Annotated in this window: 19 protein-coding genes; 6 read left to right on the top strand and 13 right to left on the bottom strand. The window is 66.8% G+C overall.

From position 1 onward, the window contains the following. Window position 1: 1 nt before the first annotated feature. Genes BLQ70_RS03195 through otnK form a run of 3 tightly spaced genes read right to left on the bottom strand, consistent with a single transcriptional unit; the run spans window position 2 to window position 4,220 of the window. Window positions 2-1,531: a malonate--CoA ligase gene (locus tag BLQ70_RS03195; RefSeq protein WP_091855774.1), complete on the bottom strand. Its 1,530-nt coding sequence runs from the start codon at window positions 1,529-1,531 to the stop codon at window positions 2-4. A 29-nt stretch (window positions 1,532-1,560) separates the two neighbouring features. After that, window positions 1,561-2,895, bottom strand: a complete 1,335-nt coding sequence (locus BLQ70_RS03200) for a malonyl-CoA decarboxylase (RefSeq protein WP_091855775.1) — start codon at window positions 2,893-2,895, stop codon at window positions 1,561-1,563. A 59-nt stretch (window positions 2,896-2,954) separates the two neighbouring features. Beyond that, window positions 2,955-4,220 (bottom strand): 3-oxo-tetronate kinase, encoded by a 1,266-nt coding sequence (gene otnK / locus BLQ70_RS03205; RefSeq protein ID WP_091855776.1) that lies wholly within the window; start codon window positions 4,218-4,220, stop codon window positions 2,955-2,957. 304 nt (window positions 4,221-4,524) lie between these two features. On the opposite strand from otnK, the gene BLQ70_RS03210 reads away from it, so the two are divergent. The 6 genes from BLQ70_RS03210 to BLQ70_RS03235 all read left to right on the top strand — a co-directional run bounded on the left by BLQ70_RS03210 (window position 4,525) and on the right by BLQ70_RS03235 (window position 11,115). Beyond that, entirely contained in the window at window positions 4,525-6,030 is a 1,506-nt protein-coding gene (locus BLQ70_RS03210) for an ABC transporter substrate-binding protein (RefSeq protein WP_091855777.1), read from the top strand. A gap of 27 nt (window positions 6,031-6,057) precedes the next feature. After that, window positions 6,058-7,002, top strand: a complete 945-nt coding sequence (locus BLQ70_RS03215; RefSeq protein ID WP_091855778.1) for an ABC transporter permease — start codon at window positions 6,058-6,060, stop codon at window positions 7,000-7,002. Next, window positions 7,002-7,883, top strand: coding sequence for an ABC transporter permease (locus BLQ70_RS03220; RefSeq protein WP_091855779.1), 882 nt, complete (start codon window positions 7,002-7,004; stop codon window positions 7,881-7,883). The genes BLQ70_RS03215 and BLQ70_RS03220 overlap by 1 nt, the downstream gene beginning before the upstream one ends. A gap of 17 nt (window positions 7,884-7,900) precedes the next feature. Continuing rightward, window positions 7,901-9,700: a gamma-glutamyltransferase family protein gene (locus BLQ70_RS03225; RefSeq protein ID WP_091855780.1), complete on the top strand. Its 1,800-nt coding sequence runs from the start codon at window positions 7,901-7,903 to the stop codon at window positions 9,698-9,700. A 12-nt stretch (window positions 9,701-9,712) separates the two neighbouring features. Continuing rightward, the gene (locus BLQ70_RS03230; RefSeq protein WP_091855781.1) at window positions 9,713-10,441 is read left to right on the top strand and encodes a DUF1028 domain-containing protein; all 729 of its coding nucleotides are present in this window, start codon (window positions 9,713-9,715) and stop codon (window positions 10,439-10,441) included. A gap of 83 nt (window positions 10,442-10,524) precedes the next feature. Next, window positions 10,525-11,115 carry a hypothetical protein gene (locus BLQ70_RS03235; protein WP_091855782.1) on the top strand — a complete coding sequence of 197 codons (591 nt, stop codon included), beginning with the start codon at window positions 10,525-10,527 and terminating at the stop codon, window positions 11,113-11,115. A 1-nt stretch (window position 11,116) separates the two neighbouring features. On the opposite strand, the gene BLQ70_RS03240 is transcribed toward BLQ70_RS03235, so the two are convergent. The 10 genes from BLQ70_RS03240 to BLQ70_RS03285 form a co-directional block, all read right to left on the bottom strand. Then, window positions 11,117-12,238 carry an alanine racemase gene (locus BLQ70_RS03240; protein ID WP_091855783.1) on the bottom strand — a complete coding sequence of 374 codons (1,122 nt, stop codon included), beginning with the start codon at window positions 12,236-12,238 and terminating at the stop codon, window positions 11,117-11,119. Then, entirely contained in the window at window positions 12,235-12,693 is a 459-nt protein-coding gene (locus tag BLQ70_RS03245) for a RidA family protein (RefSeq protein ID WP_061964568.1), read from the bottom strand. The genes BLQ70_RS03240 and BLQ70_RS03245 overlap by 4 nt, the downstream gene beginning before the upstream one ends. Window positions 12,694-12,740: 47 nt before the next feature. Further along, window positions 12,741-13,250, bottom strand: coding sequence for a GNAT family N-acetyltransferase (locus BLQ70_RS03250; RefSeq protein ID WP_091855784.1), 510 nt, complete (start codon window positions 13,248-13,250; stop codon window positions 12,741-12,743). A gap of 6 nt (window positions 13,251-13,256) precedes the next feature. After that, the gene (locus BLQ70_RS03255) at window positions 13,257-14,420 is read right to left on the bottom strand and encodes an amidohydrolase/deacetylase family metallohydrolase (RefSeq protein WP_091855785.1); all 1,164 of its coding nucleotides are present in this window, start codon (window positions 14,418-14,420) and stop codon (window positions 13,257-13,259) included. 21 nt (window positions 14,421-14,441) lie between these two features. Further along, complete coding sequence (locus BLQ70_RS03260; RefSeq protein ID WP_091855786.1) at window positions 14,442-15,377, bottom strand: N-carbamoyl-D-amino-acid hydrolase; 936 nt, start codon at window positions 15,375-15,377, stop codon at window positions 14,442-14,444. Between the two features lie 113 nt (window positions 15,378-15,490). Next, window positions 15,491-16,345, bottom strand: coding sequence for an ABC transporter permease (locus BLQ70_RS03265; protein WP_244492723.1), 855 nt, complete (start codon window positions 16,343-16,345; stop codon window positions 15,491-15,493). Between the two features lie 38 nt (window positions 16,346-16,383). After that, window positions 16,384-17,325 (bottom strand): ABC transporter permease, encoded by a 942-nt coding sequence (locus tag BLQ70_RS03270; protein ID WP_061964578.1) that lies wholly within the window; start codon window positions 17,323-17,325, stop codon window positions 16,384-16,386. A 133-nt stretch (window positions 17,326-17,458) separates the two neighbouring features. Beyond that, window positions 17,459-19,054 (bottom strand): ABC transporter substrate-binding protein, encoded by a 1,596-nt coding sequence (locus BLQ70_RS03275; protein ID WP_061964580.1) that lies wholly within the window; start codon window positions 19,052-19,054, stop codon window positions 17,459-17,461. A 213-nt stretch (window positions 19,055-19,267) separates the two neighbouring features. Beyond that, window positions 19,268-20,680: an amidase gene (locus tag BLQ70_RS03280; protein WP_091855787.1), complete on the bottom strand. Its 1,413-nt coding sequence runs from the start codon at window positions 20,678-20,680 to the stop codon at window positions 19,268-19,270. A gap of 11 nt (window positions 20,681-20,691) precedes the next feature. Then, the gene (locus BLQ70_RS03285; RefSeq protein WP_091855788.1) at window positions 20,692-21,921 is read right to left on the bottom strand and encodes a M20 family metallo-hydrolase; all 1,230 of its coding nucleotides are present in this window, start codon (window positions 21,919-21,921) and stop codon (window positions 20,692-20,694) included. Window position 21,922: the final 1 nt, after the last annotated feature.

The following is a 21,922-nucleotide window of genomic DNA, read 5'->3' on the forward strand; positions in this document are numbered from 1 at the left end:
CTTACTCCCCCGCCTTCAATTGCTTGGCGTAGATATCCTTGTACTGCTCGCGCAGCAGGTTCTTCTGGACCTTGCCCATGGTGTTGCGCGGCAGCTCGGCGACGACGAAGACCTGCTTGGGCTGCTTGAACTTGGCGAGACGCTGCTCCAGCGCCGCGGCAATCCCCTTCGCGGTGATCTCAGCGCCGGGCTTGCAGACCACGCACGCGGTGACGCCCTCGCCGAAATCGGGATGCGGCACGCCGATGACGGCACTCTCGATCACGCCCGGCATCTCGTCGATCTCGGTCTCGACTTCCTTCGGATACACGTTGTAGCCGCCGGTGATGATCAGGTCCTTGCCGCGCCCGACGATATGGACGTAGCCGGCGGGATCGATCTTGCCGAGATCGCCGGTGATGAAGAAGCCATCGGCCCTAAACTCGGCGGCCGTCTTCTCGGGATTGCGCCAGTAGCCCTTGAAGACGTTGGGGCCCTTGACCTCGATCATGCCGATCTCGTCGCGGGCGATCTCCCTGCCGGTCTCGGGCTCGGTGACGCGGGCCGAGACCCCCGGCAGCGGGAAGCCAACCGTGCCGGCGACGCGATCGCCGTCATAGGGGTTCGAGGTGTTCATGTTGGTCTCGGTCATGCCATAGCGCTCGAGGATGGCGTGGCCGGTGCGGTCGCGCCATTCACGATGCGTCTCGGCCAGCAACGGCGCCGAGCCGGAGACGAAGAGGCGCATATGCCTGGTCGCCTCCTTGCTGAGGCGGGCGTCCTGAAGCAGGCGGACATAGAAGGTCGGCACGCCCATCATGCTCGTCGCCTGCGGCAGGTACTTGAAGACCTGCTCGGGATCGAACTTGGGCAGCAGGATCATCGAGGCGCCAGCGAGCAGGATCACGTTGGTCGCGACGAAGAGCCCGTGGGTGTGGAAGATCGGCAAGGCGTGCAGCAGCGCGTCGCCCTTCGTGAAACGCCAGTAATCGACCAGCGCCAGCGCGTTCGACGACAGGTTGTCGTGACTGAGCATCGCGCCCTTGGAGCGGCCCGTCGTGCCGGAGGTGTAGAGGATCGCGGCGAGATCGTCCGGCCCTCGCGCGACGTCGGTAAAGTCGCTCGACGCGGCATTGGCCTTGTCGAGCAGGCTGCCGTTGCCGATGCCGAGCGTCTCGAGCTTCGCGCCGGCCTTTTCGGCATAGGGGCGCAAGGGCTCGGCCTTGGCGGGATCGCAGACGAAGACCGCAGGCTCGGCGTCGCCCAGGAAATACTCGATCTCCGCCGGGGTATAGGCGGTGTTGAGCGGCAGGAAGATCGCGCCGGCCCGGACGGTGCCGAGATAGAGCATCAGCGCCTCGAAGCTCTTCTCCACCTGGACCGCCACGCGGTCGCCCGGCTTGACGCCGAGCCCGACCAGCGCATCGGCGAAGCGCGCGGAGGCCGCGACCATGTCGCCATAGGAGAAACGCCTGCCGTCATCGAGCAGCGCGAAGGGCGCGTCGGGCGCCGGCATGCGCGAGCGGATCAGGTCGAAGAGGTGATTGCCCATGATTTCGGGTCCTTTCAGGCGTTTCCGTATCAGCTTGTGGCCGGGCGCAGCAGCTTGCGCACACTCGACGAGGCCACCACCGTGTTGCGGGTGGCGAAGGCCTCGTGATTGGTCTCGATGTCGTCGAGGTCATAGCGGTAATTGACCATCACGCCGTGCGACTCGCGCAGGCCTCGCGCCGAGAGATTGCCGCCGACATTGATGCGCTCCAGCCGTGCGCCGTTGCCGAGATGGAAGCGCGCGACCGGATCGATCACGCGGCCAGACGCGGTGCGCGCCCGCAGCATGTACTGCGCCATCATCTGGCCGAGCAGCTTGTCGCGGCGGGCCCGTGTGGCCTCGTCGAGCGAAATCGTCTCGCCGGCCGGGCGGGCCAGTTCGGCGCGCTCTTCGTTGGTGAGAACGAGATCGCCAGGCTCTTCCGCAACACCGGCGAGCCAGCGCGCGAAACCGGGTACCGGCGAGAGCGTGACGAAGGTGTCGAGCCCCGGCAGTTCGCGCTTGAGGTCCTCGGCCACCTGCTTGATCAGGAAATTACCGAAGGAGATGCCGCGCAGGCCCTCCTGGCAGTTCGAGATCGAATAGAACACCGCCGTCGTCGCCTGCTGCGCGGGGAGGACCTCGCGCTCCGGCTCCAGCACTTCGCCGATGCTGCGCGGGATATCGCCGGTCAGCGCGACCTCGACGAAAATCAGGGGGTCGTCGACGAGCTGCGGATGGAAGAAGGCGAAGCAGCGACGATCAGCCGGCTCCAGCCGGCGCCTCAGATCATCCCAGCCCTGGATCTCATGGACCGCCTCGTAGCGGATGATCTTCTCCAGGACGTTCGCCGGCGTACGCCAGTCGATGCGGCGCAGGACGAGAAAGCCGCGGTTGAACCAGGAGCCGAAGAGATGGCGGAAATCCTCGTCGATGCCCTTCAGCTCCGGCTCCGCCGCGATGGCTTCGAACAGGGCCTCGCGCATCCGCACCAGCACATGGGTGCCCTCGGGGGCGAGGTTCAGGCGGCGAAACAGCTCCTGCCGGCGCGGCTCGGAAGCCTGATGCAGGGCAGCGACGGTCGCCGGATAGGGCTTGGCGCGATAGGCCTCGATCGCCGCGTCGAGCCGCTCGTGATCGGGACCGAAGCGCTCCCGCAGCATGGTGAAGAAGGCGAGCCGGCCAGGCTTGTCGAGCCGCTGGAAGGCTTCCAGCACGGCCTGTGCCAGTGCCATTCCAGAGGCCTCGCCGCGGCCGGAGAGCAGGTCCTCGCAGAGCTTGTCGATCGGACGCGAGCGGTTGCCGAGGAAACGCTCGAAGCCGATCAGCGCGCGGCCGCGATCCGCCACGTTGGTCAGGAGTTCGCCGAGAAATGCCATATCCATGCCGGCTCCCAGTTCGGAAGGCTGATCCTATACGAGATTCAGCGCAGGCAAATCGGGCATCAGCGCAGCAGGTTCCAGGCCTTCAGGAAGAAGTCCGGCGTGCCGAAATTGCCGGATTTCAGCGCCACGACCATCTCCGGCCCGTCGACCACGCGCGTCCAGGGCACGCCGGGATCGATTTCAGGGCCGATTTCCAGCGTGTGGATGCCAAGGCCCAGCACCGTCGCGCCCGAGGTCTCGCCGCCCGCGACGAGAAGCCGCGTCACGCCGCCGTCCGAGAGCCGGCGCGCAACCTCGGCGAAGGCATGTTCGACGATGCTGCCGGCCTTCTCGCGGCCGAGCTTGTCCTGCACCGCCGCGACCTCGGCCGGGTCGTCGCTGGAATAGACGAGAAACGGCTTGTCGGCCGGCTGCGCCAGCGCCCAGGCGGCAAGGCCTTCCGCATTCTGGCTGCCATCGACCAGAGCGAAGGGATCGACCTTGAGCGCGGGATAGCCGGCCTCCAGCGCCGCCTTGATCTGGCCGCGCGTCGCAGTCGAGCAGCTGCCGGAAATGATGCCGGCACGGCCGGCCGGCGCCCGTAGTTCCACCGGGCCCGGGCGTTCCGGCAAGAGGCCGGCGCGGCGGAAATTCTGCGGCAGGCCCATGGCGATGCCCGAGCCACCGGTCAGCAGGACATGCTCGGACACAGCATGGCCGAGCGTCATCAGGTCCTCGTTGGTCAGCGCGTCGGTGACGGCGTAGCGGATGCCGTCGGCTTGCAGTTTGGCGAGACGCGCCTTCACCGCGGCGGGGCCGGAGAGAACAGTGGCGTAATCAACGAGGCCCGTCTCGGTTCTCGCCTGCGTCGACATCAGCCGCATCAGGCTGGAATCCCGCATCGGCGTGAGCGGGTGGTCCTTCATCGAGCTTTCATGGAGCGGCACCGCGCCGACGAAAAGATAGCCCTGATAGATCGAGCGGCCATTCGCGGGAAAAGCCGGGCAGACGATGGCGAGCTTCGCGCCGAGGCGCTCCGCCAGCGCATTCGCCACCGGCCCGATATTGCCCTCGGCCGTCGAATCGAAGGTCGAGCAGTATTTGAACAGGATCTGGCGCGCGCCGCCCTTCAGCAGCGCCTCGCAGGCGGCAAGCGAATCCGCGACGGCCTCCGCGACCGGGTTGGTCCGCGATTTCAGCGCGACGACGACAGCATCGGCCTCCGGCAGGGCGGAGCCGGCCGGGGGCACGCCGATGACCTGCACGGTCCGCATGCCCGCCCGGTTCAGCATCAGCGCGACATCGGTCGCGCCCGTCATATCGTCGGCGATCACGCCCAGCAGCATGCCCAAATCTCCCCTGCCCGCGCGGGCCTTGCCTTGTCGAACGCCGTTCTAGCCTCTGCCGGTGCAGGTGACGACCGCCATGGCCGCATCGTGCACGCCCGCCCCGGACATGGAACCCCGTTTCCCGGCGAAGCCGCGCCTGCCCATAGGACAGGCAAGGCTGCTTGCGAATTGATGCGGCGCATCATCGACGGCGCGCGCGATCTGAGTCAGGTTAGTGCCACAAGGAACGAATTGAGCAGGACGACCCGCTGATGACGCGGCGGGAACGTTCGCCGACAACGTCCGGAACGAGGGGAAAAAGATGAAGCTTTTGAAGGTTGCGATCTCGGCTGCCGCACTCGCGCTCGCGATAGTGCCGGCGCTGGCACAGGCCCCGTCGACCCTGCGGATCGGATTGCAGGAAGACCCCGACATGCTCGATCCGCACAAGGCGCGGACCTTCGTCGGCCGCATCGTCTTCATGGGGCTGTGCGACCGGCTGGTTGACATCACGCCGGAGTTGAAGCTGGTGCCGCGGCTGGCGACCGAATGGAACTTCTCCGCTGATGGCCTGACGCTGACGATGAAGCTGCGCAGCGATGCGAAGTTCCACGACGGCGAAGCCTTCAACGCCGAGGCCGCCAAGGCCAATCTCGAGCGTGCCCGCACCCTGCCCGATTCGCTGCGCAAGGCCGAACTCGCCTCGGTCGACACCATCGAGGCGCCCGACGCCACAACGCTGGTGCTGAAGCTCAAGCGCCCGGACGCCACGCTGCTCTCGCAGCTCACCGACCGCGCCGGCATGATGCTCTCGCCCAAGAGCCTCTCCGGCGACGTCGCGGCCAAGCCGATCTGTTCCGGCCCCTATAAATTCGTCGAGCGCGTCCAGAACGACCGGATCGTGCTGGAGAAGTTCAAGGAGCATTGGGAGGCCGACAAATACAGCTTCGACCGCATCCTCTACCGCGCCATTCCCGACACGACGGTGCGGCTCGCCAATCTGCGCTCCGGCGAACTCGACATGCTGGAGCGGCTGGCCCCCACCGACGTGAAATCCGCGCAATCGGACAAGTCGCTCAAGGTCGAGAGCGTCGCCAATCTCGGCTACCAGGGCATCACCATCAACACCAACAACGGCGAGGCTGCCAACCAGCCGATGGGCAAGGACAAGCGCGTGCGTCAGGCGCTCTCGCTGTCGATCGACCGCAAGGTACTGAGCCAGGTCGTGTTCGAGGGGCTCTATGCGCCATCGAACCAGCCCTTCAACCCCGGCAATTTCTACGTCAGCGCCGATCTGCCGATTCCGGCCCGCGACCTCGCCAAGGCGAAGGCGCTGCTCAAGGAGGCCAGGCAATCCAAGGTCTCCGTCGAGCTCTTCGTCACCAACAACCCGGTCGACGCCCAGCTCGGACAGGTGATCCAGGCGATGGCGCAGGAAGCCGGCATCGACATCCAGATCCGTTCGACCGAATTCGCCAGCCAGCTGCGCGACCAGCAGCAGGGCAAGTTCCAGATGAGCCGCGTCGGCTGGTCCGGCCGCATCGATCCGGACGGCAACATCCACCCCTTCGCCCATTCCAAGGGCAACCAGAACGACGGCAAATACGCCAATCCGGAAGTCGACAAGCTGCTCGACGAGGCCCGCACGATCTATGAGCCGGCCGAGCGGAAGAAGCGCTACGACGCCGCGCAGAAGATCCTGCAGGACGAATTGCCGATCATCTATCTCTACAACCAGACGGTGTTCTTCGCGATGCGCTCCAATATCCAGGGCTTCGCGATCAATCCGGACGGGATGATCCGGCTGGCCGGGCTGAAGCGCTCGTGAGGGCGCTCATGCCGTGACGGGTGGCCCATGGCCACGCTCATCCTCCGCCGCATCCTGATCGCGATACCGACGCTCTTCCTGGTATCGCTCTTCGTCTTCGCCCTGCAGCGCGCGCTGCCGGGCGACCCTTTCCTCGTCATCGCCGGGGAGGAGCGCGACCCCGAGGTGATCGCGCGGCTGCGCGAGATCTACCGCCTGGACGATCCCGTGATCGTCCAGTTCTTCGCCTGGCTGGGGCAGGTCGTGCAGGGCGATTTCGGCCGCTCGCTGCGCACCGGCGAGCCGGTGCTCGGGCTGATCCTGCAGAAGCTGCCGGTGACGATCCAGCTCGCCACGGCCTCGATCCTCGTCGCGATCGTCATCGGCATTCCGATCGGCATCCTCGCGGCGCGGCACAAGGGCACGGTCGTCGACTACTCCGCCAGCGCGGTTGCGCTGTCCGGGCTGTCGATCCCGAATTTCTGGTTCGGGATCATGCTGATCCTGCTCGTCTCGGTGCACCTGAAATGGCTGCCAGCCTCGGGCTATGAATCGATCTTCGTCCATCCCTGGGAGGCGATCCAGCGGCTGATCATGCCGGCCTTCGTGCTGGGCAACGGGCTCGCGGCCTTCCTGATGCGCCATACCCGCTCGGCGATGCTGGAGGTGCTGCGCTCGGACTATGTCCGCACCGCCCGCGCCAAGGGGCTCGACGAGGATGCCGTCATCCACCGCCACGCCCTGCGCAACGCGCTGATGCCGATCATCACGCTGACCACCTTGCTCTTCGGCGAGTTGCTGGCGGGCGCGGTGCTGACCGAGCAGGTCTTCACCATTCCCGGCTTCGGCAAGCTGATCGTCGATGCCGTGTTCAACCGCGACTACGGCGTGGTGCAGGGCGTGGTGCTGTGCACGGCCATCGGCTTCATCCTGATGAACCTCATCGCCGATATCCTCTACGTCGTCGTCAACCCGCGCCTGAGGACCGGCTGATGGCATCGCTCGATTCCATCTCCTCGACCGGCGCCGCGAGCGGCGTCAGCGCCCGCCCCGGCGTGCTTTCCCGATTGATCCGCAACAAGTCGGCCCTGATCGGCGGCAGCATCGTGCTGGCCTTCCTGCTGATGGCGGTGCTCGCGCCGGTGCTGCCCCTGGCCGATCCGTTCAAGTCGAACTTCCTCGCCATCCGCAAGCCGCCCTCGGAGCTCTACTGGTTCGGCACGGACGAACTCGGCCGCGACCAGGTCACGCGGCTGTTCTACGGCGCGCAGGCTTCGCTCCTCGCCGGCATCGTCTCGGTGCTGATCGCGGTCGCGATCGGCCTGCCCTTCGGGCTGCTGGCGGGCTGGTATGGCGGCTGGATCGACATCGTGATCTCGCGCGTCACCGAGGCCCTGCTCGCCTGCCCGTTCCTGATCCTCGCCATCGCCTTCGCGGCGGTGCTCGGCCCGTCATTGACCAATGCGATGATCGCGATCGGCCTGTCGGCGGTGCCGATCTTCATCCGGCTGATCCGGGGCCAGGTGATGAGCGTCAAGGCTGAGGATTTCGTCGAGGGGGCGCGGGCGGTCGGCGCCCGCGACCTCCGGCTGATGTTCCGCCATGTCCTGCCCAACACCCTGTCCCCCATCGTGGTGCAGTCGACATTGTTCATGGCGCAGGCGATCATCCTGGAAGCAGCCCTCTCCTTCCTCGGCCTCGGCCAGCAGCCGCCGTCACCCTCCTGGGGCCAGATGCTCAACGTCGCCAAGAACTTCATGGAGCAGGCGCCGTGGATGTCGGTGGCGCCGGGCATCTGCATCTTCCTCGCCGTGCTCGGCTTCAACCTGCTCGGCGACGGCCTGCGCGACGCGCTCGATCCAAAAGAAAACTAGGCTTCAGGGATACGCCCATGTTCACCACCCGCCCCGAAATCCTCGGCACGTTCGGCGTCGTGACCTCGACGCACTGGCTCGCCACCGCATCCGGCATGGCGATGCTGGAAAAGGGCGGCAACGCCTTCGATGCCTGCGCCGCCGCCGCCTTCGTGCTGCAAGTCGTAGAGCCGCATCTCGTCGGCCCGGCCGGCGACATGCCGGCGGTGTTCTATTCGGCGGAAACCGGGAAGGTCGAGACGCTCTGCGCGCAAGGCCCGGCTCCGCAGGCGGCCACCATCGCAGCCTACAAGGCGCTCGGCCTCGACCTGATCCCCGGCTCCGGCCTGCTCGCGACCGTGATCCCCGGCGCCTTCGGCGGCTGGATGACGCTGCTGCGCGACCATGGCCGATTGAAGCTGCGCGACGTTCTCGAACCCGCGATCGGCTATTTCGAGAACGGCCACCCGATGCTGCCGCGCGTCTCGGATTCGATCCGGGAGCTGACCGACCTCTTCACCAACGAATGGACGACCTCGGGAGAGGTATATCTGCCCGGCGGGCATGTGCCGGAAGCCCGTAAGCTCTTCGCCAACAAGGCGGCAGCCGAGACCTACAAGCGCATCCTCGCCGAGGCGGAAGCCAAGGGCAGCGACCGGCAGGAGCAGATCCAGGGCGCCTATGACGCCTGGTACAAGGGCTTCGTCGCCGAGGCGATGGACCGCTTCTGCCGCACGCAGGAGGTGATGGATTCCTCCGGCCGGCGCAACAAGGGCCTGCTGACCGCGCAGGACATGGCGAACTATAAACCGACCTACGAGACGCCGACCTCGGTCAGCTATCACGACTGGGAGGTCTTCAAGATCGGCCCCTGGGGCCAGGGCCCGGCCTTCCTGCAGACGCTGAAGATTCTCGAAGGCGTCGACCTCGCCGGGATGGGACCGGCGAGCCCGGACTTCGTGCATCACGTCGTCGAGGCGATGAAGCTCGCCTTCGCCGACCGCGAAGCCTATTACGGCGACCCGGATTTCGTGAAGGTGCCGCTGGCGACGCTGCTCTCCGACGACTACGCGGCAGGGCGGCGCGGGCTGATCGGCGAGCGCGCCTCGCTGGAGCTGCGTCCGGGCATCGTCTCCGGCTACGAGGCGCAGGTCGCGCACGCGATGAAGGCGCTCGGCGCCATCGCCCAGCCGACCCAGGGCGGCGCCAGCGTCGGCGAGCCGACCATGGCCTCGATGGTCGCCGCCGGCCGCAAGGGCGATACCGTCCATATCGACGTCATCGACAAATGGGGCAACATGATCGCCGCGACGCCTTCGGGCGGCTGGCTGCAATCCTCGCCGGTGATCCCGGAGCTCGGCTTCCCGCTCAATTCGCGCGCCCAGATGTTCTGGCTGGAAGAGGGGCTGCCCGCCTCGCTCGCGCCGGGCAAGCGGCCGCGCACGACGCTGACGCCGACGATCGCCTTCGAGAACGGACGCCCACGTCTCGCCTTCGGCACGCCGGGCGGCGATCAGCAGGAGCAGTGGCAGCTCGGCCTCTTCCTGCGCCGGGTCCATCACGGCCTCAACCTGCAGGAGGCGATCGACCTGCCGCTGTTCCATACGCAGCATTTCCCCTCCTCCTTCTATCCGCGCTCGTCGCGGCCCGGCCATCTGATGATCGAGGAGAGCATCGGCACTGCGGCACTCGCCGAGCTCGAGCGCCGTGGCCACGCGATCGAGAAGGCGCCGGCCTGGACGGTCGGACGGCTCACTGCGGCAGAACGCGGCAATGACGGGCTCTTGCGCGCCGCCGCGACGCCGCGTCTGATGCAGGCCTATGCCGCCGGCCGCTGAGGAAGCAACCGCATGACCTGGTCCATCGTCGCCCGCGACGCCGCGACCGGCGCCTATGGCGTCGCCGTCTCGACCTGCGCCTTCGCCGTCGGTGCCCGCGTGCCCTATGGCGGCGGGCGGATCGGGGCGATCGCGACACAGGCCTTCGTCAACCCGCTCTACGGAATCGACGGCCTCAGGCTGCTGCAGGAGGGGCGCTCGGCCGTTGAGATCATCGCGACCCTGACAGCTGCCGACGAGGGGCGCGCCCATCGCCAGCTCCATGTCATCGACCGCGACGGCAAGATCGCCTCTCACACAGGCGCCGCCTGCATCGACTGGTGCGGCGCCGTCGACGGGCCGCAGGTCTCGGTCGCCGGCAACATGCTCGCCGGGCCTGAGGTCGTGCAGGAGACCCTGAAGGCCTATATCGCCTCCTCGGCGCTCGATTTCGACGAACGCCTTCTCGTGGCGCTGGAAGCCGGCGAGAAGGCCGGCGGCGACAAGCGCGGCAAGCAGTCCGCCGCGATCCGCATCTGGGCCGGTGAACCGGTGCCGAGCATCGATATCCGCGTCGACGACCACACGGACCCGCTGAAGGAGCTGCGGCGGCTCTGGCGCGTGGCGCATCAGCGCTCGGTGCCGTTCCAGCAGGCCTCGCCCTCGCGCGGGCGCCCCGCCGGTGTCACCGACCGGACCGAGCTCGATCGTCTCTGCACGGAATATGCGGCTGCCTGGAACGCCCGGCACCCGGAAAGCTGACCGGCCAAATGCATTCTCGCCGCGCTCGGCCCGTGATAGGGTGACGCTTCGTCATCCTGCCATGCCGACGAGCGGGGAATGCGATGGCCGATCCGAACACCGAAGCCCTCCAGAAGCGCATCGCCACCCTGGAGGCGCAGGTCTCAGCCCTGCTCCAGGCGATATCGGCGGATCGCGGCGGCAATGTCGTGATCAACGCGCCGGGCTCGCTGACCATCAATTGCGGGATGGGCATTGCGCTCACCGCGGGCAGCGTGATGACGCTGACCGCGGGCGCCAACCTCGCCGTGACCGCAGGTGCCAACGCAACCATGGTCGTCGGCAACCGCCTGCGCGTCAGCAGCGGTCATGAAGCCTCGTTCGAAACCCGGAGCTTCAACGTCGCTGCGGCGGTGGGCTGCGATATCGACAGCGGGCAGAACTGCACCATCACGGCCGGCAAGGAGATGGCCATGAGCATCGGAGCGGGCATGGCCGTCCATGTCGGCAAGACGCTTGCGATCGAAAGCGCCGATGCCGCTTCGCTGAAAAGCGGCGATGCCAGGCTGGGCATGAAGAAGGATGGCAGCATCGAATTGCAGGGGCGCGATATCGCCCTCAAGGCTTCCGGACGCCTCGAAGCCAAGGCGTCCGGCAATGTCACGATCAAGGGATCGAAGATCCTGCAGAACTGACTCAGGTCAGCTTGCCCCGCGCCGCGACCGGCAGCTCCCCGATCAGCTTGTCGCCGCGCACGGTGATCAGGCGATCGACCATGTTGACGACGACGCAGACATGGTTCGGCACGACGCGGACAACCTCGCCGACGAGCGGGCGCTTGTTCGAGGCGGAGAGGTCGAGGAACCCGTGCTCCTCGGCGAACTGCGCGATCCGTGCCGCCGGGTATTCGAGGATATAGCCGTGGCCGTCGAGATTGCCCTTGTCGCTGGTCAGCGTCTTCGAGCCTGAATCGAGGATGCCGCGCTCCGGACCTGCCCGGCTCACCACCGTCGCGTAGACGGTGAGCGCGCAATCCTCGAGCGTAGCGACGCCGGCCGCGATCTGCATGCGATCGTTGAAGATCGAGGTGCCCGAGCGATGCTCTGTCGAGCCCTTCAGCTTGCCCATGTTGGGGATGTTCGGCGAGCCGCCGGTCGAGACGATATCGGCCTTGAGGCCGGCATCGCGCAGGCCGGCATTGGCGGTATCGAGGAAGACTTGGGTCCGCTCCCAGCCATCTTCCGGCGGGTACATCAGGAAGCCCGCGAAGCGCAGGCCGGGCGAGGCCGCGACCATCTTGGCGAGTTCGACCGCTTCGCCCGGCGTCTCGACGCCGGCGCGCTTGCGGCCGGTATCGCATTCGATGACGACTTCCAGATCGCGGCCCGCGATCTCGCCGGCCCGCGGCAGGCCGGAGATGGTGACCGGGTTGTCTGCGGCGACGATCATCCGGACGCGTCTTTGCAGGGCCCCCAGACGTCCCAGCTTTTCTTCGCCGATGATGTTGTAGCTGATCAGGATGTCGTCGATGCCGCCATCCGCCATCACCTCGGCCTCTCCGAGCTTCTGGCAGGTGATGCCGCGCGCGCCGGCCTCGATCTGAAGCCGCGCCAGCTCGGGCGATTTATGCGTCTTGATATGCGGGCGATTGGCGACGCCGGCGGCGTCGCAGGCCGCCTGGAGGCGGGCGATATTGGCATCGACCTTGTCGAGATCGATCACCACGGCAGGCGTGCCGTAGACGCGGGCGATCTCGGCCGCGAGCGGGGTGGCGGCCGGCTGGTCGACGGCCTTTGAGGTGGTCGCAGTGACGGTCATGGCAGCACCTTGATGATGACTTCGATCTCGACGGTCATGTTGTTGGGCAGCGAGCCCATGCCGACGGCCGAGCGGGCGTGGCGGCCACGGTCGCCGAGCACGGCGACGAAGAGGTCCGAGCAGCCATTGATGACCTTGGGTTGATCGGCGAAATCGGGGACCGCATTGACCATGCCGAGCAGCTTGACCACCTCGACCTTGTCGAGCGAGCCGACCGCCTTCTTCATCGCGGCGAGCAGGCCGAGGCCGGTCTGCCGCGCGTGCTGGTAGGCTTCCTCGATCGTGACGTCCTTGCCGACCTTGCCGGTCGGATAGGTGCCGTCGGCCCGCTTCGGACCCTGGCCCGAGAGATAGACCAGATCACCGACCTGCTTGAAGCTGACATAGGTCGCGACCGGCGTCGGCACGTCCGGCAGGGTCAGCCCCAGTTCCTTCAGCCTGTCTTCGGCGCTCATGGCGTTTCTCTCCTCACGTCGGTCTTTTCTCGCCGATGCCTGTCGCATCAGCCATTCATATCGCGGCGCATATAGCGGGCCGCATCGTCATAGCTCGCAAGCTTGCGATCAAGCGCGGGCTCATGCACCTCGCGAAAACCCTGCCGGCGCCAGAAGCCGGTCGAATCGTTGACCGCGACCAGCGCCAGGCTCGTATAGCCGGCTCTGGTGGCATGACGGGCGATCGCCGCGACGATCGCTCCCGCCGCGCCGCTGCCGCGCCCTGCCGGCAGCAGCGCGAGGTCGTGAAGATACCAGTTGGCGACGCCAGGCGGGATGCCTCCCAGCAGGGAATTCAGGGCCGGGACGGCGCCGGCCGGCCAGGGATGGCTGACGAGATAGCCCTGTAACGCCCCGCCTTCACCGGACAGCACATGACACCCCTCGGGCGCCAGTTTCAGCCGCTCGGCGAAGACCGCCTCGTCCTCGGGATAGTCCGGATGCACGACGGCCGCGATCGCCATCACGGCCGGCAGATCGGCCGGCGCCATGCGGCGCCAGCCCGTTTCGAGTGACATGGAAGCCTACGCCGCGACCTTCGGGAACTTGCCGGTCCGCTTCGGGTGCCACCACTTGCCCTTGAGCACGACACCCTCGGAGACGAACTTCCTGTCGCCGATCAGGTGCTCGCCGACGACGTCGACATAGTCGAACTTGCCTTCCTTCACGGTCAGGATCGTCGCGTCGCCGAGCGAGCCGACCTTGAGGGAGCCGTATTCCGGGCGCTTCAGCGCCATGGCGGCGTTCACCGTCGAGGCGGCGATGACGTTGCTCAGGCTCATGCCCATGCAGAGGAACTTCGACATCGTGGTGACCTGGTCGAAGGCCGGGCCGTCGATGCAGAGCTTGTGCACGTCGGACGAGATCACGTCCGGCTCGAAGCCGTTGGCCAGCATGGCGCGGGTGGTCTTGAAGGAGAACGACCCCTTGCCGTGGCCGATGTCGAAGATGACGCCGCGCTTGCGGGCCGCCAGCACCTCGGGCTTCACCGTGCCCTGCGCGGTCGCAGGCGCGTTCGGGAACGGGCGGAAGGCATGGGTCAGCACGTCGCCCGGCCGGAGCATGCCGATGACTTCCTCATAGGATGGCGGCGGATGGTCGATATGGCACATCAAGGGCATCCCGACCTCGTCGGCGACCTGCAGCGCGATGTTCAGCGGCTTGGTGCCCTGGTCGCCCGAGGCATGCAGGCCGACGCGGACCTTGATGCCGACGATGTAGTCGCGGTTCTCGTCGGCGACCCTGGCGCAGTCGATCGGGTTCATCATGCGCATGTCGCCGCTCTCGCCGACCATGACGCGGTGGTCGAAGCCGTAGATGCCGGCATGCGAGACATGGAGATAGGCGAGGATGCGCGCCTGGCTCGGCTCGATGACGTGCTTGCGGAAGCCGGCCCAGTTGCCGGGGCCGGCCGAGCCGGTATCGACCGAAGTGGTGACGCCGGAAACGCGGCAGAATTCGTCCGCATCGATGCCGAGCGAGGTGCCGCCCCAGTAGACATGGGTGTGCAGGTCGATCAGGCCGGGCGAGACGATATAGCCGGAGACGTCGCGGATTTCCTTGGCGCCCTTCAGGTCCTTGCCGAAGCCGGAGACCTTGCCGTCCGTGAAGGCGACATCGAGGATGCCGTCATGCTTCTGGGAGGGGTCGATGACGCGGCCGCCCTTCAGGATGAGATCGTGGGTCATGTCTAGTCCTCTGGATACGGATCAAACCGGGGAGACGGCGCCCTTGCGCTCGACGATCAGGCCGTAGGCCTGGGGCTCGCGATGCCTGGCGAAATTGAAGGTCGAGGTCTTGTAGCTCTTGCCGAGATCCATGTCGCAGCGGGCGACGATGAGCTCGTCATCCTCGGTCACGGCCTGGGCCACGACCTCTCCGGTCGGCGCGATGATGCAGGAGCCGCCGATCTGGTCGACGCCGGCCTCCAGCCCCGCCTTGGCGACGCCCACGACCCAGGTGGCGTTCTGGTAGGCGCCGGCCTGCATCACGAGCTGATTGTGGAAATTGCCGAGCCGGTCATGGTCCGGGGCCGGCGGGTTGTGCTTGGGGGTGTTGTAGCCGAGCACGATCAACTCGACGTCCTGCAGACCCATCGAGCGATAGCTCTCCGGCCAGCGGCGGTCGTTGCAGATCATCATGCCGATATTGGCGTTCATCGTCCGCCAGACCGGCCAGCCGAGCTCGCCGGTCTCGAAATAGCGCTTCTCCAGGTTCTGGAAGGGTGCGGCGGGGCGGTGCTCGGGATGGCCGGGCAGATGGATCTTGCGGTACTTGCCAACGATCGCGCCCGATTTGTCGACGAGGATCGCGGTGTTGAAGCGGCGCTTGCGGCCCTGCTCGAAGGCCAGTTCGCAATACCCGAGATGGAAACCGACGCCGAGGCGCTTGCTCTCCTCGAAGAGCGGCGCGGTCTCGTTCGAGGGCATCGCGCTTTCGAAATGGCTGTCGATCTCGGCTTCGCCGTCGATCCACCAATGCGGGAAGAAGGCGGTGAGCGCGGCCTCCGGATAAACCACCAGATCGGCGCCGTGGCTCTTGGCCTGCCGCATGAGTTCGATCATGCGGGCAACCGCCGAAGCCCGGCTCTCATCGCGCTGGATGGGACCGAGCTGGGCGGCGGCGACGGTGAGGATGCGGGTCACGTCAGAGGCTCCGGATGAAGATCACCCTTTAGGGCAAGGCTTCGATGTGCTGAGCCGGCGCGTCAAGCGCCGGCAATGCGGGGCGTGGGTTGTCCCAGCTGCGGGGCAAGCTCTCAGAGCGTCTTGGCGAGCCTTGGATCGAGCGAGTCGCGCAGGCCGTCGCCAAGCATGTTCACCGCGAGGACGGTGATGGAGAGGAACACGGCCGGGAACAGGATGATATGCGGCCGAACCTGCCAGAGGGCGCGGCCCTCGGCCATGATGTTGCCCCAGGACGGCGTCGCCGGCGGCACGCCCGCGCCGATGAAGGACAGGATCGCCTCGACGATCATGGCGCTGGCGCAGATATAGGTCGCCTGCACGCTCATCGGCGCGAAGGTGTTGGGCAGGATGTGGCGGAAGATGATGCGCGGTACCCGCGCGCCATTGGCCACGGCCGCCTCGACATAGGGTTGCTCGCGCAGCGACAGCACGACGCCGCGCACGAGCCGCGCGACGCGCGGGATCTCGGCGACGGTGATGGCGATGATGACGTTCTGGACCGAGCCGCGGGTCAGCGCCATCAGGGCGATGGCGAGCAGGATCGGCGGAATCGACATCATGCCGTCGATGATGCGCATGATGATGCCGTCGGACCAGCGGACGAAGCCGGCGAAGAGGCCGATGGTGAGCCCGACGATCGAGGACAGGATCGCAACGCTGAAGCCGACGAGCAGCGAGACGCGGGCGCCATACACGACGCGCGAATAGATGTCGCGGCCGAGCATGTCGGTGCCGAACCAGTAGAGCTCGGAGGGCACGCGGGTGCGCCTCGACGGCGCGATCGCGGTCGGGTCGACCGTGCCGAGCAGCGGCGCGAAGATGCCGATCAGCGCCATCAGGATGAGGAGCCCGCCGCCGATGGCGACGGAAGGATGCCGGCGCAGATAGCGACGGAAGCGGGCGGCACGGCCGAGTTCGGCCTGCACCGCTTCAGCGGCAGGAGCCGCGGTGAGCGATTGAGCGGTCAATAGCGGATCCTCGGGTCGACGAGGGTGTAGGTCAGGTCGATCAGCAGGTTCACCAGCACGTAGACCAGGCTGAACATCAGCACGACGCCCTGGATGACGGGGTAGTCACGGCGCAGGATCGCGTCGACGGTGAGCCGGCCGAGGCCGGGGATGGCGAAGACGCTCTCGGTCACGACCGCGCCGCCGATCAGGAGGGCGATACCGATGCCGATGATCGTGACGATCGGCACGGCCGCGTTCTTCAGCGAATGCAGGAAGAGCACGTCCTTCTGCGCCACGCCCTTGGCCTGGGCGGTGCGGACATAGTCCTGCTGAAGAACATCCAGCATCGTGGCGCGGGTGATGCGCGCGATCAGCGCGACATAGACCAGCCCCAGCGTCACCGTCGGCAGGATGAGATTCCGGAGCCAGGGCCAGAAGCCCTGCGAGATCGGCGTGTAGCCCTGCACCGGCAGCCAGTCGAGCTTGAGCGCGAAAAGATAGGCGAGGAGATAACCGACGACGAAGACCGGCACGGAGAAGCCCAGCACCGCAAAGCCCATCGCTGCCTTGTCGACCCAGCTGCCCGCCTTCCAGGCCGCGACCACGCCCATCGGGACGGCGATCACGACGGCGAAGATCAACGTCAGCACCATCAGGGAGAGCGTCGGCTCAATGCGCTGGGCGATGAGCTGCGTCACCGGCAGGTTGGTGAAGATCGAGGTGCCGAGATCGCCCTGGATCACGCGGAACGACCATTCGGCGAAGCGCACGAGATAGGGGCGGTCCAGGCCCAGGCTGGCGCGGATGCGCTCGACATCGGCAGGGGACGCCTGGTCACCGGCGATGATGGCGGCGGGATCGCCCGGCGCGATGTAGAGCAGCGAAAAGACGAACAGCGCCACGAAGGCCATCACCGGGATGGTCGTGACGATGCGTCTGACGACGAAAGCAAGCATAAGGCAGTCGGACCTCGTTCACAGCGGTACCAGGGATCGCGGCCCGGACTTCTTCCGGGTCGCGACGAAGCAAGACAACAGAGCCGGACGGCTCCGGAAGCGCGGAGCGGCAAAGCCGACCCGCGCGGGGCTATCAGTCCTTCTTGACGTCCCAGAAGAACGGCAGCGGTCCGCTGACCACGCCGGTGACGTTCTTCCGCCAGGCCTGGTAGCCGAGATAGAAGCCCGTCGGCGCGAAGACGACGTTCTCGACGGCGGCCTTGTTGAGGCGGCCCATCGCCGCCTTCTCCTCGGCCAGGTCCTTGGCGTTGAACCAGTTGGTGACCTCGGTCTCGACGGCGGGCACGTCGGGCCAGCCGAACCAGGCCTTGTCGCCATTGGCGCGGATCGCGGTATAGGCGGCCGGGTTGATGCAGTCGGCACCGGCATGCCAAGTGTGGAACATGCTCCAGCCGCCCTGCCCCGGAGGCGTCTTCTGGGCGCGGCGGGAGCCGACCGTGCCCCAGTCGGTCGCGACGAAATCGACGTTCATGCCGATGCTCTTGAGCAATTCCGCCGTGACGTCGCCCATCGACTTGGTCGCGGCCATGTCCTGCGCGACGACGCAGACCACGGGCTCGCCCTTGTAGCCGGCCTCGGCGAGGAGCTTCTTGGCCTCGGCGACGTTGCGCTTCTTCAGGATCTCGCCGCCCTCCTCGGTGTAGAGCGGAGTGCCCGGGGTGAAGAAGCCGGGCAGCGGCTTCCAGAGCTTGTCGTCATCGCCGACGACGGCCCGCATGTAGTCTTCCTGGTTCATGGCCGTCAGCACGGCCTGGCGCACCTTCACGTTGTTGAAGGGCGGGAACAGGTGGTTCATGCGGAAGGCGCCGACATTGCCGAGCGGATCGCCGATATCGACATTGATGTCCTTGTGGCCCTTCAGCACCGGCACGAGATCGGCGAGCGGCGTCTCCCACCAGTCGACCTCGCCATTCTGGAGGGCAGCGGCGGCCGTCGCCGGGTCGGGCATGATCACCCATTCCACGCGGTCGACGAGGATGTTCTTGCCGCCGGCGAGCCAATCGGCCTTCTCCGAACGCGGCTTGTAGTCCGCGAATTTCTCGAACACCGCCTTGGCACCCGGCACCCATTCCTTCTGGAGGAACTTCATCGGGCCGGAGCCGATATATTCGGTGATCTGGGTGAAGGGATCGGTCTTGGCGATGCGCTCGGGCATCACGAAGGAACAGGGCGCGTTGTTCTTGGCCAGCGCCAGCAGCATTTTCGGGAAGGGCTGCTTCAGCGACCATTTCCAGGTCAGTTCATCGACGGGCGCCAGTTCTACCTGGATGGCCCGGAGCATCAGGCCCATCGGATCGCGCGCCGACCAGCGAACGAGGCTCGCGACCACGTCCTTGGAGGTGACGGGCGTGCCATCATGGAACTTGAGGCCCGAGCGCAGCTTGAAGGTCCAGTTCAGGCCGTCGGAGGAGACCTCCTCGGCCTCGACCATCTGGCGTTGCGGCTGGAACTTGGAATCGATGCCGTAAAGCGTATCCCAGACCAGCGCCGCTGCGTTGCGAACGACGTATTGCGTCCCCCAGATCGGGTCGAAATTGGCGAGATTGGCCTGCGGTACGAAGCGTAGGGTCTTGCTTGGACTTTGCGCGAGGGCCGGCATCGCCAGCCCGCCGGTCGCGGCAGCCATGCCGGCGCCCGTCGCGGATTTCAGAAACGTCCTGCGATCCATCTTGCTCTCCCCTGGAACGGCGCCTCTAGACGGGCTGCCTTGGCGCGAGTTTGGGCAGAAAAACTCCGCCTGACAACTCGCAGCAGCACCCGACCAGGGCCACCTCGCCGCCTGCACGGTTCGTGCCAGACGGAACTTTCGGGCGGGAGCCCGCTGTTTCGGTTCCGCACGGGCCATTTCGGGCCCGGTTCCGGAAAGAATGAAAAATCGCGATTAAATCGGTTTGACCGGTTCATCGACGCGCGCGAAGGGCCGTGCCAGCTCGAACGCCGCCGCAGCCCGCAGCACGAGAGCGTCCTTGCCGAAGGCGCCGACGATCTGGAGCCCGGCCGGCAGGCCGGCCTTCGTCAGACCGCAGGGCACCGAGATCGCCGGCTGCTCGGTGATGTTGAAGGGGTAGGTGAAGGGCGTCCAGCGCGTCCAGTCCTCGCCATAGGCGCCATGCTGGGGCGTATCGCAGCCCACAGTGAAGGCTGGCAGCGGCAGTGTCGGCGTCAGCAGCAGGTCGTATGTCTGATGGAATTGCGCCATCCGATAGGCAAGCGCATTGCGCCGGTTCAGCAGCGCGTCGACATAATTCGAGGCCGGGATACGCTCGCCCTGTTCCGCCACCGCGACGAGGCCGGGGTCCATCTGCTTGCGGCCAGCGGCGTCGATGCTCTTCAATGCCAGCGCCGCTCCCGAGGCCCAGAGGGTCATCAGGATCTCGATCGGATCGTCGAAGCCGGGATCGACCTCCTCCACCGTCGCACCAAGCTCGGCGAAGACCTGCGCGGCGGCGGCCGTCAGCGCCGCGAGCTCGGGATCGACGGTCACGTCCTGGCCAAGGCGCGGAGACCAGGCGACGCGCAGACCCCTCAAGCCGCCCTTGAGCCCGTCGACATAATCCGGCGGGCGATCGGTCAGCGCCGTCATGTCGCGCGCGTCGGGCTGGCCGATCACCTTCATCGCCAGCGCGGTGTCGGTGACGGTGCGGGTCAGCGGGCCGAGATGAGCGAGGAAGCCCATGACCGAGATCGGCCAGGCCGGGACACGGCCGTAGCTCGGCTTCAGGCCGACGACACCGGTGAAGGCTGCGGGAATGCGGATGGAGCCCGCCCCGTCGGTGCCCATGTGGAGGCAGCCGAGATTGAGCGCGGCACAGACGGCCGCACCCGACGAGGAGCCGCCCGGCCCCGTGCCGGTGTTCCAGGGATTGCGGGTGATGCCGGTGAGCGGCGAATCGCCGACGCCCTTCCATCCATATTCCGGCATGGTGGTCTTGCCGAGGAAGACCGTCCCGGCCTCACGCAAGCGCGCGGTAATGGGGGAATCCTCGGCGAAGGGCGCATCGGAGGCGATGGCCGAGCCGCGCTGCATCGACCAGCCGGCGACGCCGAGATTGTCCTTGATGGTGACGGGCACGCCATCGAGCGGGCCGATCGCCTCGCCCTTCAGCCAGCGCCCCTGCGAGGCTTCGGCCATGGCCAGCGTCACCGCCTCGTCACGGACGGCGAAGGCATTGACCGCGGGCTCGAAGCGCTCGATGCGGGCGAGCGCATCCTTCGCGACCTCGACGGGAGAGAGCTGCTTGCTGGCATAGAGCGGGCCGAGCTCGGCGGCGGAAAGCGAGGCGATCGTCGTCATCTGGGGACCTCTCAGGCGTTGGCGACACGCCAGGCGGTGGTGAGCAGGATATTCGCGCCGGCGATCATGTCGTCATCGGTGCTGAACTCGGCCGGGTTGTGCGAGAGCCCGCCGATCGAGGGGATGAACACCATCGCCGTCGGGCAGAGCCGCGCCATCATCTGCGCGTCGTGGCCGGCGCCGGAGATCATGCGCCGGACGGCCAAGCCGAATTCGCCGGCGCTGCGCTCGACCTCCGCGATCAGCTCCTCGGCAAAGGGCGTCGCCGGGAAGCGGGCGAGATCGCGGAAGGAGACTTCGATGCCGTCGCGCTCGGCGAGCTCGGCACAAAACGCCCGCACCGCCGCCTCAGCCTTTGCGAGCGGCGCATCGAGCGGGTTGCGCAGGTCGAGCGTCATCACCACGGTTTCGGGCACGACATTGACGTTGCCGGGCTGGACGCGGATGACGCCGCTATTGGCGAGCTGGTTCGGAATCGTCTTGGTCAGCTCGTTGGCGAAGATGTTGATGCGCGCGGCAGCGAGCCCCGGGTCCTTGCGATAGGCCATCGGCGTCGTGCCGGCGTGGCTCGGGCGGCCCTTCAGGGTGAGTTCCAGCCAGCAGATGCCCTGGATGCCTGTGACGGCACCGAGCCCGCCGCCCTCGTTCTCGAGGATCGGCCCCTGTTCGATATGCATCTCGATATAGGCATGGGCCGGCAGGAAGCCCGGCTTCTCGGCGCCCTCGTAGCCGATGCGCTTCAATTCGGCGCCGAGGCCGATGCCGTCTGAATCGACTTCCCTGTGCGCCGCCTCGACGCTCATGCCGCCGGCCCAGACATAGGAGCCGAGCATGTCGGGGTGGAAGCGGGCGCCCTCCTCGTTGGTGAAGGCGATCACCGCCATGTCGCGCTTCGGCGTCAGTCCGGCATCGCGCAAGGCGGCGAGAACCTCGACGCCGGCGACGACGCCGAGCGCACCGTCGAAGCGCCCGCCGGTGCCGACCGTGTCGATATGCGAGCCCATGATGACGGCCGGACCGTCCTGCTGGCCCTTCAGGACGCCGACGATATTGCCGATGGCATCGACGCGGGTATCGAGGCCGAGTGCCTTCATCTGGGCGACGAGCCAGTCGCGGCCCTGCCTGTCCTCATCAGTCAGGGCAAGCCGGCGGCAGCCGCCTTCCGGCGTCGCGCCGATCATCGAGAGTTCCGCGAGGCGCGAGGTCAACCTCGCGCCGTCGATCCTCAGATTGGTGCTCATC

Origin of the sequence: Allobosea robiniae (assembly GCF_900102525.1) — a bacterium.
Taxonomy (GTDB): Bacteria; Pseudomonadota; Alphaproteobacteria; order Rhizobiales; family Beijerinckiaceae; genus Allobosea; species Allobosea robiniae.